Annotated in this window: 16 protein-coding genes; 9 read left to right on the plus strand and 7 right to left on the minus strand. The window is 43.2% G+C overall.

The window, feature by feature from the left end:
- Positions 1-231 precede the first annotated feature (231 nt).
- A complete protein-coding gene (locus Y697_RS02350; RefSeq protein ID WP_259462269.1) occupies positions 232-822 on the plus strand; it encodes a flavin reductase family protein in 591 nt (196 codons plus the stop codon).
- A gap of 26 nt (positions 823-848) precedes the next feature.
- On the opposite strand, the gene Y697_RS02355 is transcribed toward Y697_RS02350, so the two are convergent.
- Both Y697_RS02355 and Y697_RS02360 read right to left on the minus strand, forming a co-directional pair.
- Positions 849-2,567 carry a dipeptidase gene (locus Y697_RS02355; RefSeq protein ID WP_121550091.1) on the minus strand — a complete coding sequence of 573 codons (1,719 nt, stop codon included), beginning with the start codon at positions 2,565-2,567 and terminating at the stop codon, positions 849-851.
- An 82-nt stretch (positions 2,568-2,649) separates the two neighbouring features.
- Positions 2,650-3,228, minus strand: a complete 579-nt coding sequence (locus Y697_RS02360) for a transglutaminase-like domain-containing protein (RefSeq protein ID WP_121550092.1) — start codon at positions 3,226-3,228, stop codon at positions 2,650-2,652.
- Between the two features lie 194 nt (positions 3,229-3,422).
- On the opposite strand from Y697_RS02360, the gene corA reads away from it, so the two are divergent.
- The gene (gene corA / locus Y697_RS02365) at positions 3,423-4,487 is read left to right on the plus strand and encodes a magnesium/cobalt transporter CorA (RefSeq protein WP_121550093.1); all 1,065 of its coding nucleotides are present in this window, start codon (positions 3,423-3,425) and stop codon (positions 4,485-4,487) included.
- A 370-nt stretch (positions 4,488-4,857) separates the two neighbouring features.
- Here corA and Y697_RS02370 read toward each other — a convergent pair whose 3' ends face one another.
- From Y697_RS02370 to Y697_RS02380, 3 genes are all read right to left on the minus strand, one after another.
- Positions 4,858-6,555, minus strand: coding sequence for an HD-GYP domain-containing protein (locus tag Y697_RS02370; RefSeq protein WP_259462270.1), 1,698 nt, complete (start codon positions 6,553-6,555; stop codon positions 4,858-4,860).
- A 167-nt stretch (positions 6,556-6,722) separates the two neighbouring features.
- The gene (locus tag Y697_RS02375) at positions 6,723-7,685 is read right to left on the minus strand and encodes an HAD hydrolase family protein (protein ID WP_121550095.1); all 963 of its coding nucleotides are present in this window, start codon (positions 7,683-7,685) and stop codon (positions 6,723-6,725) included.
- Positions 7,682-8,203, minus strand: coding sequence for a cob(I)yrinic acid a,c-diamide adenosyltransferase (locus Y697_RS02380; protein WP_121550096.1), 522 nt, complete (start codon positions 8,201-8,203; stop codon positions 7,682-7,684). Before Y697_RS02380 ends, Y697_RS02375 begins: the two co-directional genes overlap by 4 nt.
- A 241-nt stretch (positions 8,204-8,444) precedes the next feature.
- Here Y697_RS02380 and Y697_RS02385 point away from each other — a divergent pair, with 241 nt between their 5' ends.
- The 7 genes from Y697_RS02385 to lpdA all read left to right on the plus strand — a co-directional run bounded on the left by Y697_RS02385 (position 8,445) and on the right by lpdA (position 12,700).
- Positions 8,445-8,684: a sulfurtransferase TusA family protein gene (locus Y697_RS02385; protein WP_121550097.1), complete on the plus strand. Its 240-nt coding sequence runs from the start codon at positions 8,445-8,447 to the stop codon at positions 8,682-8,684.
- A 17-nt stretch (positions 8,685-8,701) separates the two neighbouring features.
- Positions 8,702-9,691, plus strand: coding sequence for a YeeE/YedE family protein (locus tag Y697_RS02390; RefSeq protein WP_121550098.1), 990 nt, complete (start codon positions 8,702-8,704; stop codon positions 9,689-9,691).
- Positions 9,692-9,701: 10 nt separating this feature from the next.
- Positions 9,702-10,058, plus strand: coding sequence for a DsrE/DsrF/TusD sulfur relay family protein (locus Y697_RS02395; protein ID WP_006492248.1), 357 nt, complete (start codon positions 9,702-9,704; stop codon positions 10,056-10,058).
- Between the two features lie 8 nt (positions 10,059-10,066).
- Entirely contained in the window at positions 10,067-10,423 is a 357-nt protein-coding gene (locus Y697_RS02400) for a hypothetical protein (RefSeq protein ID WP_006492249.1), read from the plus strand.
- Positions 10,424-10,433: 10 nt separating this feature from the next.
- On the plus strand, positions 10,434-10,697 hold the full coding sequence (tusB, locus tag Y697_RS02405; protein ID WP_121550099.1) for a sulfurtransferase complex subunit TusB: 264 nt from the start codon (positions 10,434-10,436) through the stop codon (positions 10,695-10,697).
- A 76-nt stretch (positions 10,698-10,773) separates the two neighbouring features.
- Positions 10,774-11,346 carry a sulfurtransferase TusA family protein gene (locus tag Y697_RS02410; RefSeq protein ID WP_259462296.1) on the plus strand — a complete coding sequence of 191 codons (573 nt, stop codon included), beginning with the start codon at positions 10,774-10,776 and terminating at the stop codon, positions 11,344-11,346.
- Positions 11,339-12,700: a dihydrolipoyl dehydrogenase gene (gene lpdA, locus Y697_RS02415; RefSeq protein ID WP_121550101.1), complete on the plus strand. Its 1,362-nt coding sequence runs from the start codon at positions 11,339-11,341 to the stop codon at positions 12,698-12,700. The genes Y697_RS02410 and lpdA overlap by 8 nt, the downstream gene beginning before the upstream one ends.
- A 202-nt stretch (positions 12,701-12,902) precedes the next feature.
- On the opposite strand, the gene Y697_RS02420 is transcribed toward lpdA, so the two are convergent.
- Positions 12,903-14,573: a hypothetical protein gene (locus tag Y697_RS02420; protein WP_121550102.1), complete on the minus strand. Its 1,671-nt coding sequence runs from the start codon at positions 14,571-14,573 to the stop codon at positions 12,903-12,905.
- 204 nt (positions 14,574-14,777) lie between these two features.
- A complete protein-coding gene (locus Y697_RS02425) occupies positions 14,778-15,161 on the minus strand; it encodes a hypothetical protein (RefSeq protein WP_121550103.1) in 384 nt (127 codons plus the stop codon).
- Positions 15,162-15,215 lie beyond the last annotated feature (54 nt).

Below are 15,215 nucleotides of genomic sequence, written 5' to 3' on the forward strand. Positions count from 1 at the left end.
ACAGCCAATTATACAATCAGCATAAACCATATACAGTCTCTTAAGTAATTTTCCATAAATTTCGCGCAATCTTTCTTCGGAATCCTTGTGGCAGATCAGGTGATTATCTGAGAATTCTCAGCAAGAGATGGGTTGCTTTTTTTAGAAAAAATCGAGTACAATGGATTTACGGAAAATTCACATCATCAGGCATTGTGATCATGTTTCGTTGATGACTTTCGAGAAAGAATGGTGAATCGATTGAAGGACAGAATTGGACAGGGAATATATCTTTACCCCATGCCATTAGTAGTGATTGGTACGATGAACGAAGAGAGGCCCAATTACACCACAGTGGCCTTTTGTGGGGTAGTAGAGGTTCAGCCGCCAATGCTCCAGATTTCTTTAGCGAAAACTAGACTAAGTTGCAAGAATATAAAGGAGTCGGGTTACTTCAGTGTGAATGTACCATCTCTTGACATGCTCAGAGGTGTAGATTACATGGGAATCTACTCCGGAAAGACCACCGACAAGTCAGAGCTTTTCAACACCTTCGTTGGAAAAACCGGAAGCGTTCCAATGATCGAAGAAGCGCCTTTGAACATGGAATGCAAGTTGGTCAGTAGTCTCGAATTCGGTGCAGTACACGTGACATTTGTCGGTGAAGTCATCCAAACATATTGTGCAGAGTCGTGTATTGTCGACGGTCTTCCAGACATAAGGAAGATCAGTCCGGTGACGTTCTCTGTCTACGACAACTCCTACTGGTCTATAGGTATGTACCTTGGAAAAGCATGGAATATCGGAATAAAGTACACCCCTCCAAGAGAGGGCGTGGAATAGCCCTTCTTTTGGAGGGATGAGATGTTTCATTTCTTCTCGTAAGAGGTCGGTCCTTCAGACCAATCCGTTTCTTCTAGCCATGCTTCTGAATAACCTGTTGGCTGAGCCATGTTGCCTTTCTCACTAATGAAACCATCGTTATACTTCACTATCAAATACTCAGAGAATTCCCACCAGGCCTGGACAATTTCCTGAGAGTTTCTTGAACAGAATCTCGAGAGGTAGTCAGCAGCCTCCCTTGGTTTTGTCGGAAGCATCGTGGCAACACTTGCTTCGATTTCCGGAAGGCGACTTAGAGAAAGCGTTTCATATTTCTGTTGCATTAGTTTGATTTCTTCATGCATGTAACTATACTTCAGAGCGGCCCAATTGGACACGAAGTTGAACGCCCACCAGGCACTGTCCCTGCTGAACTGTGAAGTATCGCAGACTTGAATAGAATCAGGAAGATTGCTTACTCCTGCGTAGAAGGGAGTGAAACAAGTATCGGCAGGTTTATCTAAACCTAACCACATTATTCCTCCAATGGGATCTGGAAGCCATTCCCTTCCCTGACACACGAAAGTGTATCCACAATACGTCACTGATACAGGCCTTTCCCAAGCACCTTCAAGTTGGCGAGAAGGATCACCAACATCACCTTGCCCGTCGTAGCGACCGTAGAATCTGTCTGGATAACCAAATGGACCGGCGGCAATCCCTTTTGTCAAGTCGAACTCCGTTCCTTCATAGTGGTCCCGATATAAGTTCATTACGTCATGCGCTGATAGTCTCCTGTCCGGTTTTATCGAGAATGGGTATTCTCTTGTGAAACCATCTTCTACCCAGGGAGAAAGGTTTAGGCTGGGAGAGATTAAGGAGAAGAGACGCCATACTCTCCTCAACGAGTAGTATGGGTGATTGTACTCTCCAAGACTCACAGTTTTCAGCCAGTCAAGAAGGCCTTCTTCGGGATTCCACCATCCGAATTTCTCTGCAACTTCGTGAAGAGTCTTTCCGAAAAGGATATTCGAGTCTTCGGGATCAATTTCCCTTATTCGGAATTGGTTTGCAGCCACGAAGACTTCTCCGTCGGGGACCTTCTTTGCAACCCAAAGCCCTCCCGTACCTTCAGGAGAAGGAGCCATTTCAATGATCCATGCTTCGTTTGGATCTGCAACAGGCAGTGTTTCACCTGTACCGTAGTACCCATATTCTTCAATCAAGAAACCAATCATTTCAACTGCTTCTCGAGCAGTCTTGCACCGTTCCAGAGCTACTCGAGAAAGCTCCGAGGAGTAGAAAATTCTTCTGCCAGGTTCGGGACCGATCTGAACCTTTGCTCCGTTAGTGCATTCCCCAAACATCAGTTGATGTTCGTTCATTATGCCGTATGAGCCATCGAAATAGGCATATGTGTGTGCTACTTGGGGGATCATTCCAATTGGAATTGAAGCTGGATAGCTAGATGTATCATAACCAGGAGCTCTGTCCGATACAATCCTTGGATAAATGAAGCTGTTATACTGAGAAAATTCTCCTATCGCGACTGCCGTGCAGTAAACCGGTCTAAATGACCCGGGTTCATGATCCTGGGCAGGTACATAGACTATTCTCTGATCGGCCAGGTCGTTGTCGTCTGAATGAGCAACAATCATTGATCCATCAGCACTCGCACCCTTAGTTACAATAAGTGTCGTACATGCAAAAGAAACACCAACAACCATTATAAAGATAAAGAGCAAACATACCTTTGAAGCTTTCATACTGACTCACCTCTCTTCAGTTGGAAAATAGATTGAGATTCTAAACTTCTCTGGATTTCAGGAGACTTTGGATTCCCGCATCCTAACGAATCAGAGTTGAATTCATTGAAAATCCTTCCAGGACAGCAAAAGAAACAAAAAGATCTTCATTCCCGATTTCACAATCAATAAATGGCAACTGCATGGCAAGACCAAGGCATTGGATATCAAAAGGCCCTTCTTCCAGTTCCAGTCCATCTAATTCTGGACAATCATCCTTAGAAGTTCTTAATTCCCAAAAAAAGGCAATGAGTGCTTTTCGCTCATCATCGGCAACATTTGGAGCGTTGTTCACGATCTGTCCTGCCGAAGTGTCGACGGGTACCCAACCGTAGTTTGGCAGAGAGAATACGTCCGGGAATTGTGAGCCCAGCTGACCCGAGAAAATCTGAAACCCACCAAGTGTTCTTGCCGGGATACCTATAGATCTAAACAGTGCTGCAAAGAACATTGACTTTATCCCGCAATCGCCTATGTGATGCTCATAATAGATGGAATAGTTGAAGCTTTCTTTGATGTTTTTCTGAGAAGTGGGATACTCCCCGATTTTTACAGTATCGATTGAAGAAAAGAGTGTTGAAATAAAAAAAGCGGCGTTGAACAGCACGAAGACCTTTCTCATCTTTCCCTCCTAGAACTCCAATTTCCTGGCTACGATCCAAATATACTCCTAAAGATGCAAATCGCAGAACCCTCTGACAGCCTCTTTCTTAAAGAAACGAAGTTGTTGAAGAACCTTTTTCATTAGACTCAGTGCTAGAATCAAGGAGGCAATATAGCGAGTTCTTCTGTTTTTTCTACAGTGGAGGTGCGCAGATGAATCAAAAGGGTCTTTTCAAGAAGAGGAAGCCACCGCTTGGTTCAGTACCTGGAAGTCTCAATATTGACGAAAAGGCTCCCTTTCCAGAGATCAGGCTTATCGAATTCGACGGAGACTATCTTAGAGAAGAAATCATTGAGAACTTGGACGAACTGAAGTCAATAGTTTTCGAGAGAGGAAAGGTTCACTGGGTTGACGTTCAAGGATTAGGAGATGAAACGCTAATTCGAAAGCTTGGCGACATCTTTTCTCTCCATCCTCTGGCCCTTGAAGATGTTACGAATGTTCCGCAAATCCCTAAGGTTGACGAATATGAGAACTGTGTTTTTCTCTGCCTTCCTATGTTGCGAATGGATGATAGTTCTCTTGTGACAGAGCAAGTAAGCGTTTTTGTTGGAGAGACTTTCGTGCTGACTTTCCAGGAAAGGTACGGAGACGTTCTAGACCCTGTTAGGAAGAGGATACGGAGGAACGCTCAGATAAGAAATATGAGTAACGATTACACGGCTTACGCCATAGTTGATACTATCGTTGATAACTACTTCCCTGTATTGCAGGAACTAGGCAACGAGCTTGAGAACCTTGAAGATGAGCTCATGGAAAAAGTGGCCAGGGAAAAGCTCAAGGAGTTATATGTACTGAAGCATAGACTAGCTCATTTGAAGAGGCTTCTTTGGCCTACCAGGGACGCGATTGGGCGTATTTCAAGAGACGAAAGCAAGTACTTTGGAGACCAGATTTCGCTTTATTTCAGAGACGTATATGACCACGTAATGCAGTCGATAGACATGCTTGATCTGAGTCGAGATCTTGCATCGGAGCTGATGAATCTATACCTTTCTTCGACCAGTAACAGAATGAACGAGATAATGAAAGTGCTGACAGTTATCTCTACCATCTTCATACCCCTGTCATTCATTGCCGGCCTCTACGGAATGAATTTTCATTATATGCCTGAGCTCTCTGTGAAGTGGGCTTACCCCGCAGTCTTGATTGCAATGGCAATAGTCGTTCTCATAATGTTGTTTTTCATCCACAAAAGGGGGTGGTTCAGGAAGTGATAAGCGATTTGTTTCTTCAGAAACTACCCCGTGATCCTAGATGAGCTTCTCTTCTTCACATAAACAGACGCCGTATAGAGATGGGCTTATTTCACGAGGCAGTCATCTGAAGTTTCCAGCAACATTCGTCATGATTTCGAGCCTGATGATTGTCCCGTTTTACAGACGTACTTCGAGAACTTCCCTTTCTGCTGGTCGAGATCCATGCAATCGCTTTTTGCATAAGATCAATGGGAATTGCGGCTATAGAAAGTGCTATATGGGATTGAGTCGATGCTCTTTCGAATCGAAAGTAGAATTTCTCGAAACTGGAAGTTACTGATCCTCCTCTTGATAATAAGTAATGAATCAGCATTGGTTCGAAAGACTTCTAATCTAGGGAGAATCCACTCCCTACTAGCGATAGACAGCAATCAACAACGTCAGGGTCGTAGAGTTTGCCCGCCCCTTCAGTAAGTTCAGAAATCGCCGCTGAAGTTTCATGTGCAGGCCTGTATGGCCTGTGAGATACAATTGCTTCAAACACATCTGCAACCGTTACGACTCTCGTTTCAAAAGGAATTTCCTTACCCCTCAACCCCTGGGGATATCCGGAACCGTCAAGCCGTTCATGGTGCTGACGTACGATGCTTGATACTGGCCACGGTAATTCGATTCTTTCCAGCATCCTAAAACCTGCTTCACTATGACTTTGAATTAGGAACCATTCATTTTCCGTGAGACGCCCCGGTTTGCTAAGTATCTCAGTTGGCACAGAAATCTTACCAATATCATGGAGAAGTGCGCCCTCACGTACAGTATCTATTTGATCCGAGTTGAGTCCCATCTCGGTTGCTATTGCCGTAGCAAGTTTGCTGACCCTTCGTTGGTGACCGGCAGTATATGGATCTCTAACCTCAACCACTGTTGAGAGAGTCTCAATAAGGCTCTTAATAGTTTTCTCAGTCGATTCGGGAATGACATGATCAGAACTGGAGTGAGCAAAGGAATAAACAATTCTTCCTCCAGATCCTTCAGATTGGGAGGCATCAATCTCCGTCACCAAAGCTTCGACTTCTACTCGCGATCCATCACCCCGAGTGACTATCAAAAAACGTTTATCACCTCTCCTACCATTATTAATCAGTCTATTCTCATTTCGATTACCTCTCACTTCTACGAAGTTGAACACGTCTCTCCCGATAATCTGATCTCTCTTTCTTCCGAAAAGCTTCTCGGCGGCTCTGTTGGTAAGGATAACCACTCCTCTTTCATCTGTAGAAATCAGTGCCTGATCAACTGTATCGATTATGCTTCTTGTATTAGCTAACTCAGTAAGGTCATTAATTTCGGCAGTGATCTCTCTGTGTATGCTCACTAACTCTCTGTTGGAAATCGGTTTTATCCAGACCTCCTCGTGATAGGCTTGCTCAGAAAGCACAATTCTCTCCTGCCTTCCCGTCTTCGCAACTCTTCTCAGCGCCTGCAAATACAGATGATCGGCCTTGCTCATTGGTCTCGCTAGAGCTATACCCTCTATAATGGGGAGCCGTGCCAGTCGGTTAAGTTCAAAAGCGAGGTTCTTCGCTAAAGGAGTAATCTTTTCGCAAGTCCTGTCGACGGAAAAGATCGCAGCTCCTACGAACAGTTCTTCAAAGACTTTTCTGAATAGACTGCTGAATCCACTGTTAGTTTCAAAATGGGGAATAGCGGTTGAAGTTATTGAATAGGAAGCCGGATTCTTGAGATCTTCTTCAAAGTTGTCGTTCGCACTTCCTGGCTTCTCCTTTTCAACTAAAGACTCCATGTTAATCCTATTTGCCTTCTTCAAAATCTTGACATCACAGAATTTGCTTTTGTCGAAATATGAGGAGACGCTCCACACAGAACCGGCATGGTCTATAAACAAATCGCTAGAACCGAAGAGAATATGGTACTCTTTGCCAACAACATCACCGAAGCACTTTTTCGAAGAAAGATTTTGGAAGGAAATTCTTCCAGTGGGATCAACCATCATGACCGCTTCATCAATAAGGTCGAGATTAAAGTCTGTTGATTCATCTAATGACAAAACTGGCTCATCTCTCATTCTTGGGAAATAAAAATACAAACGTTGGTTCAAAATTCAATTGTAATTCCAATCTAGATGGCTTCACTTTGAATTCTAACATCTTCGCAGTGGTTTTTGAAAATCAGACCGACTGTTCAAGATGAGTTCCTTTTCTGAGAATTTCATCGAACGTGCGATAGGCAGCTTCACAATTTTCGAGGTTCATTTTCCTTTCGAAAAAAGACTTCATTGATTGCATAAGCGACGCCATCATTGGTGTTTGAGTGAGTTACGTAATCACATACGGCTTTCACTTCTGGAAATGCGTTCTCTACTGCCACGGCAAGCCCAACTCTCTGTAGAAGGGGGATATCCGCATAGTGATCTCCAATGAACGCTACTTCCTCACTGGACAGTCCATGATAGTCTAGAAAGGCATTGAACGCAATACCTTTGGAGACTGATCCATCGTATATAGAAAGCAGTCCCCAGTTCGAAACCATTGATGTGATTTCTTTGCGGATTCCACCGCTCTCAACCCGAGACCAATATACATCTAAGAACCCTGTATCATCAGAGGTTCTTATTAACGAGTAGCTGAAATGACCTTCAAAATTTGCTTTGATCTCGGCCAAAACGCGAGTCAGAACCTCGAAATCTCCCGTAATATCTAACTGTAGGAGTCTCCTTTTGGCTATTGCTTCGGAAAGATCGTCAACCATTGTAATTCTGTGTTCGTTACTCTGAAGGAAAGGGAGATATGGGTTGATCACAAAATCGCCCTCATGAAACCAATCAGGAACATCTTGAGAATCTGTTCTCGCAAGAATATCACACCCCAAAGTGGGTGCGAGTTCAAGCAAGAAAGATGAAATGTTTCCATCAACCAAACGTTTCGCAATTATCTCACCTTTCCCTTTAATGAGAAAAGCTCCATTCTGAAGGGCATGGGGTCCTTCAAGATCCAGAACGTTGAGATATTCACGTGCCATTAAGTAGTCTCGACCAGTGAAAACTGCAATCTTTATCTCATTTTTCTTGAGTTTCTCAATTGCCTCAAGGGAGAAATCAGAGATCTCTTTGGTGTCATCCAGCAAAGTTCCATCCAAGTCAAGAATCAGGGCCCTGAGGTCCTGGAAGTTTATCTGACGGTCTCTCAACTTTTTCAATACTCGATTCCCTCTCTCGCCTGTACTCCCGCTGAATAGTAGTGCTTGATCTCTTTCATTTCAGTAACGAGATCTGCCTCATCGAGAATTTCTGAAGGTGCTTTCCTTCCAGTTAAAACAAGCTCTGTCTCTTCAGGCTTTGACGAAATCAATCTCCTGATGTCTTCAGTAGAAATCAGTCTATAGTAGTGGGCGATGAAAATCTCGTCCAGTACAACAACTCCAAACTCTCTTCCAATAATAATCTCTCTTGCTCTTGCTCTTGCAAGTCCATTTCGGGCCGCTTCGAGATCTTGGCTTTCAGGATTATTCTTTATGAAACATCTCCTTCCGAACTGCTCAATGACAATTCTGTCTATGTAATTGGGTAATGAGAGTTCACTGTACTTCATGCCCTTGATAAACTGACCAATGAATACCTTCTCTCCCGCAAGTGCCGCTCTTACCGACAGACCGACTGCTGCAGTAGTCTTGCCTTTGCCATCACCCGTATAGATCTGAACGTATCCTCTTTCCACGATGACCTCCTCGACTAATAACTTCAATTCTACTTCGAAATCGGAGTCCGAATATGAATATTTTGCAAAGTGTTCCGTTACCAAGTTGGAATTATATAGCAATTATACGGAAATAGTTCGCATTTATCATTTTGTTGAAGATTCTTTCTGAATGCAATAAACTGCCGATCTGGTTTAAAGGTGGAGGCAAAGAGTTTTCAAGAAATATTGTGAAGTAAATCACATTGAATGGAGGATGAAGATGGCGAAGTATGAAGTGACAAAATCGGTGGATGTGAGAGGCGAGGTTTGCCCTGTACCAGACGTTGAGACAAAGCGAGCTCTTAAGAAGATGAAATCTGGAGAGATACTTGAAGTCTGGATCGATTACGCTATGTCGATGGAAAGAATTCCCGAAGCAGTCAAGGGAATGGGACATGAAGTTCTCGAAGTGGAGGAAGTCGGTAACAGCGAGTGGAAGATATACATCAAGGTAAAGTGAAAAAGGGGTGAGATGACATGGCCTGGACGGGTCTCTTAGTTGGTCTCGTTTTTGGAATAATTCTTCAGAGAGGAAGAGTGTGTTTTAACTCAGCGTTTAGAGATGTTTTGCTCTTCAAGGATAACTACCTTTGGAAATTAGGTTTTCTTGCTGTCGGTCTGCAAATGATCACAGTTCTCTTTGTTGCCCAAATGGGTTGGATAAAGATTGCACCACCAACACTGAATCTTTTCGGCAATATTGTTGGGGCTTACGTATTTGGCCTGGGTATGGTGCTAGCCGGTGGTTGTGCGTCTGGTGTAACGTACAGATCGGGAGAAGGAATGACAACTGCAATGATCGCTGCAGTATTCTACGGAATTGGTGCAATGGCAATGCGCGGCGGAGTGTTTTCACCTATAAGAACATGGGCTTCTCAATTTAATGTTTCCGTCGATGCCAATTCCTCTGTCTACCTTGACAAGGTTGGTCCGACTCTTGCAACGGTCCTCAATATCAATCCCTGGATCCCTGCAGTGATACTAGCTGCGGTTCTTCTGTGGTATACATTGGGGACAAAGACAACAGAGAGAAAGACTAAGTTCAACTGGAAGGTTGCTGCGGTTTCTCTTGCTATTCTCTCTCCCATTGCATGGATAACAAGTGAGGCTGCAGGGAGAAACTACGGATTCGGTATCACCGGTGGCTGGGTCTCAATATTTGATTCTTACATCAGCAATCAGCCTCTTAGATGGGACGGATTCGAAATAATCGGTATCATTCTTGGCGCTCTCATCGCTTCACTTCTTGCCAAAGAGTTCAAACTGAGAATGCCCAAGAATCCCAAGACTTATCTTGTTGTGATGATCGGCGGCACGATGATGGGAGCTGGAGCCAGTCTGGCAGGCGGTTGTAATATAGGTCATTTTCTTGCCGGTCTTCCAACTCTCGCAATCTCTTCTATAATCGCTAGTGTGTTCTTGATACTTGGCAACTGGACAATGGCCTATATACTATACAGAAAGTGAGGCGTCTCTTTTGAGAATAACAATTCAAGTTTTCGCACCACCTTACTCATATGAGGATCTTGATTCAGCAATAAAGATTGCTGAAGCCGGCCTTAACAAGGGACATGAAGTTACGATATTTCTATTTGCAGACTCAATCCTTTCTATAAACAGTAAGGTCAAGCCTATAAGAGTAGACAGAGATATCCCCAGAAAATTGGAATCTATGATAAAAGAAAAAGGTTTGAAAGTTGAGATCTGTGGAATATGCATGGACTACAGAGGTGTAACCAAAGATATGATTATCGAAGGTTCGAATCCCAGTGGTCTTCCCGAACTGGCTTCACTGATTTTCAACAGTGACAGGTTTGTTAACCTGATGGCGTGAGGTGCTTTATGGATAAGAAGATACTTTTCGTTGTATATCAGGCGCCAGCAGGTTCTATTTGGGTAAACGAAGCATTTAGAACTGCGTTCGGAATGTATGGCGAGGATATTGAACCATCCGTTCTCCTAATGGAAGAGGCAACTGTTGCTCTTTCAAAGAAAACTAAGCCTGAATGTCTTGGCCTACTCTCGATTTCCATGTGTTTTAGGTTTATCAAGAGATACGAGACTGCGGTATACGGTGTCAGAGAACATGTGGAGAGATTCAAAGTTAAGGAGATCGAAGAAAGCTTCAATGCAAAGCTGATTGGAGAAGCTGATCTTGGAGACTTCTTCCACGATTTTGACAACGTAGTATTTATGTGAGGTGTCTGGTATGTATTTAATAGTTGTGAAAAATGGGCCCAATAATTCTGCCGATAGAATCAAGATCAACGCGGCGAAAGAAGGCGACAAGGTTGTCCTAATTCAGGACGGTGTTTTCTGGGCATTGAACGAATTGACCACAAAGGCGGAGGTCTTTGCTCTTAAGGACGATGTTGAAGCCAGAGGATACTCGGCTAGTGACGTCTCTGTACCTCTGATTACTTACGAAGGCTTTATTGACATAGTTGAGGAATGTGAAAAGTCAATAGGCTAGGCGATAATTGTGCGATTTTCGAGGTGCACTTCGTTCAGACGTGCACCTCTTTCTACTGGAGGGATTTGGGTTGTCAATGAAGCTTCCGGATTTGTTTCGGACTTTCTCAAATCAGACAAGAATTGAAATAGTTACGATGCTGATGGATAACTTTCTAACTGCTTCAGAAATTGCGTCGCTACTTCAAATTGATTTGTCAACTGTATACAGACATCTACAGCAAATGAAGAAGCTTGGTATACTGACTTCAACTCATTTGCATGGTGTTGAGAGATTCGACTTCAGTTCTCCTCACATTTTCAGAATGCTGGACGAGGCGATTTCTTTCATAACGGAAGCAAAGGGTTTCAACGCGATTGCCTGCTCGGAGGGAATATGCAGTTATTACCTGGGAGGAGAGCTTGACATCATCGAGCCTGACCAGCTTCTTGATATGAGAGGTGAATCTTGCCCGATTCCGGATATTCAAGCAAGAAAGACTCTGGAAAACATGAACCCCGAAGAAGTATTGCTTGTTATTGTAGATTACCCACTTTCGGGGGAGAGAATTCCTGTGTCTATTCAGAAAGAAGGCCATGAGATAATCAAAAAGATAGCTGATAAATACGGTGATATAAAGATCTACATAAGGAGGAGAGAAAATGCTTGATGCGGTTGTAATTGGCGGTGGACCTGGCGGCTATGTATGTGCAATAAGAATAGCACAGCTGGGAAAGAAAGTCGCACTCGTTGAAAAGGAATATCTCGGTGGGACCTGCACAAACTGGGGCTGTATTCCGACGAAAGCGATGCTGACTTCTGCCCATTTGTACACCGAGATAGTTGACAAGTCAAAGAGACTTGGAATCGAGATAACCGGTCTTAATTATGATCTGAAGAAAATCATGTCTCACATGAATAGAACGATCACGATGTCTAGAAAAGGAATTGAGCACCTTCTAAAGAAGAACGAAGTTGATTTCTACAATGACACGGCCGTGATAAAGGATCCAAAGCACGTCCTTCTGGAGCAGAACGGGGAGATTCTGGATACAAATAATATAGTTATAGCTAGTGGATCAGAACCCTCTATGTTTAGGCCGTTCAGTGAAGTCGAAGGAATCTGGACAAGCAATGACGTTTTTCGTATGGAAGAAATGCCTGAAAGTCTCGTAATTGTTGGCGGGGGTGTCATAGGAGTTGAGTTTGCAACATTTTTCAGTTCATTAGGAGTTAAGACGACTATTGTTGAGCTGGCAGATCACATACTGCCCTATGAAGACAGCGACATTGCTGACGATATACGGAAGTCTTTGACAAGAAAGGGAGTCGAGATAATAGAAAAGACTAAGGTCACTGAGGTGGAAAGAGAAGAATGTTCTTTTATTCTCAATGCAGAAGGTGAACAAGAGCTCTCTCTTCAGGCCGAGAAAGTTCTTGTCGCAGTTGGCAGGAGACCCTCCATAACCGAAGATGTGAGAAAGCTTGGTCTGGAAATTGAAAGGGGAATTGTTACGAACAGCCGAATGCAAACAAACGTTCAAGGTGTTTATGCAATAGGGGATATTAGAGCCGGAATAATGCTTGCTCATGTTGCCAGCTATGAGGGTATAGTAGCGGCTCACAACATTGTCGGAGAAGTAATGGAAATGGATTACTCTGCAGTTCCTTCAATCATCTTCTCCAGTCCGGAGGTAGGATCGACCGGGATAAGAGAGGACGATGTTGAAGATATGGAGAGAGTAAGTATCGCTAAGTTCCCTTTGAGTGCTAATGGCAGGGCAAGGACTGTACTAGAAAACACAGGGTTTGTGAAGGTAATCGCGGATAAGGAAAGCGGAAAGGTTCTCGGTATGAGCATAGTTTCGCCATCTGCGACGGAGCTGATTATGGAAGGAGTAATAGCTGTCAAGAATGGGCTAACGATCGAAGAGCTTGAGAACTCAATACACCCTCATCCAACGCTATCAGAGACAGTACTTGGTGCGCTTGAAGGCGTAAATGGAATGAGTATTCATATCTGAGATAGTTCGTTAATAGAGGGCATCCCTCTGCAGGCAATGCTTCGGGATGCCCGTGTTCATTCTCTTATGCCTGAAATTCTTCTATACTTCTAAATACAACCTCTATTCTTTGATGATGCCCTCGATTTATTTTGCAGGGTTATTTTCTCGAATTTCCTGGCATTAACAAGATAACTACTATAAAAAGCTTTCTGAACAGTTGTCAGAACTCTTTTGAATAAATATTCTTCGTCTGGCTGAAGACCTTTGTCTTTGCAAAAGTATGCTTATAGAATAAAAGATCCAACTTGATCATTATATGGCCTTCAGTCTCAAAATCAAGTTCAGCCTTCGATTCATTTACTTTTGCAGAGAAACCGACTGGCATCTCCATCTCCGGACGAAGGACACAAGCGATAGTTACTCCCGGATGGAACTTGAAGCCAAACCTTCCTTCTATTTCAGGAGATCCTTCGAAATCGATCTTATCAACAAAAACTGAATTGTAGTCTATTGAACCCCTTGAATAACTCTTTCCATGAGCTCCGTGGAAGTCTATTTTTGCTTCGACTTCGTAATGGAACTTCGGATAAACCTCTATCTCTGGACCGAATTGAAGATCAATGCTCTCGATCTGCGTTTCCATTCCATAGAATAGCTCAATCGGTATGCTGACTTTTACGGGAATGCCGCATACACTTATGCTTACCTTTGGTTCAGCAACCTTCTTGGTTTTTTCAATCTCGAACCCTTCCTTTCCAACTATTTCCAGTATCGAAGAAACAGTTGCCGGAAAGCGAAGCGTTCCATTTGAGCTGAATTTGTTCCACGAAAGATGAAAGTCAAGACTGATATTCGCGTCAAGAACCAGTTTATTCTTTATTGCAGCTTTCATCTCATCATCATCAATGATAGATACTTCCCATTCTTTCTTAATCAGGTTTGTTGTTACACTCTCTGCAAAGGAACGATCACTTTCGGATCCAAATTTCTCTATGATTTCTGATACATCACCCTCAATGTTCAGTATTAACGTACCCAGAGCCTCTTCAACAAAAGCTTCTTCCGTTTCTAGTGTTACTCTTGAAGGGTCAGTATCATTCACCGAAACAACTCTTCTCAAAGAGTCTTTTATTGTGTCAAAGATGTAGTCACCGGGAGAAAAACGAGGGATAGAAGACGTCCTCGAAAACACGATTTGATTTTCGATTTCAGAGGGTTCTTGAACAAGTAGAGAAGAGTTTATCACAAGTGATCTAGGTATAGAATTGCTCACTGCAATTACGCCTCTGGGAAATCTGGTCGAGGAAACCATTGGCGGTTGCTGAACTCTGAAAAGGACTTTTCTGAAAGAAATTGGGGCGGAATTCTCTCCATCGGGTATATCATGTCTGAAGGTTAGAAGGTACCCATTGCTAATATCTGGATCCTGCATGCCGGCGGCAGAATGGTATGAGACGCCGGAGAAGAAATCAACATCAGATGAGCTCGAGAAATCCTGAGATCCTACAGAAACCGGCTGAAAAATGGAGTCAACATGTTTTACAATTGCACCTTCCGAATCGTAAATCAGATACTCATATTCGATACCAGTCGTATCTATGGATTTGATGTAGAGATAACCATAGTTTCTCTCCGCGATAGAAGAACCTTCTTCAAGTGTCCACTCCATTGTAAGATCCTGGAATGCAATCAGAGTTCCCTCTCCCAGGTGCGAAATCGACATGTCTGAAGGCGAAAAAAGGAGACCGCCCCCATAATAAGCACCGCCCTTCAGTTCTTCAAAGGGAACCCTAACGACAACCGGATTATCCACAACGATGCACGAAGAAATGGAAAAGACAACAAAAATGGCTGCAACAAACAACAATAACGTTTTTGACAAGTTCTTCACTGTCCACCTCCAGGAATCAAAGAAATGATGGTAAACCTTTATTTCGAAAGGAACAAAAAGATATACTATTTGACCAGGGAATCTCTTGATGCGAACCAAGAAGGTTTAATCATAAGATTCAATCTAACTTTACCATATGATTCCTATCTTCTCCATGCTCAATGAGAGCAAATATGCTCCGAATGCTCAAATTTTGAAAGCTCTTTATTGCCAGCTCTTGCTCTCGAAGTCACTTACACCCTTTTCCGCAAGATCCTTGTCAGGGAATTCTTCAATCGCTTTGCCGTCATCTCGAGAATCGATTGTGAAGTAAGGTTCAGCAGGTGCAAATATACAGATTTGAGCGGCTCTATAAGTCCGAAATCTCATTCCGCATTTGTCACAAAGCCCAATATCCTCGACATCTCTTCTAAAATTCACTACTTTGTTGTATCTTCTGCAATATGAATGATTTTGTTCATTCGCAAAAAAATAAAACGCTTGAGGCTGTCGCGACTTCTCACCACCAGATATTATCGACTCTTCGGAATTCAGCCACTTCCATGATGCTGAGTTGAGGCTCTCCAGATCAAGGTCAGTTTTCTTCAAAATATTCACCTCTTGTGACACACCCTTTTCAATGAAATGTTATCATGAATGTAC

The sequence above is a fragment of the Mesotoga sp. BH458_6_3_2_1 genome (genome assembly GCF_003664995.1).
Lineage (GTDB): Bacteria > Thermotogota > Thermotogae > Petrotogales > Kosmotogaceae > Mesotoga.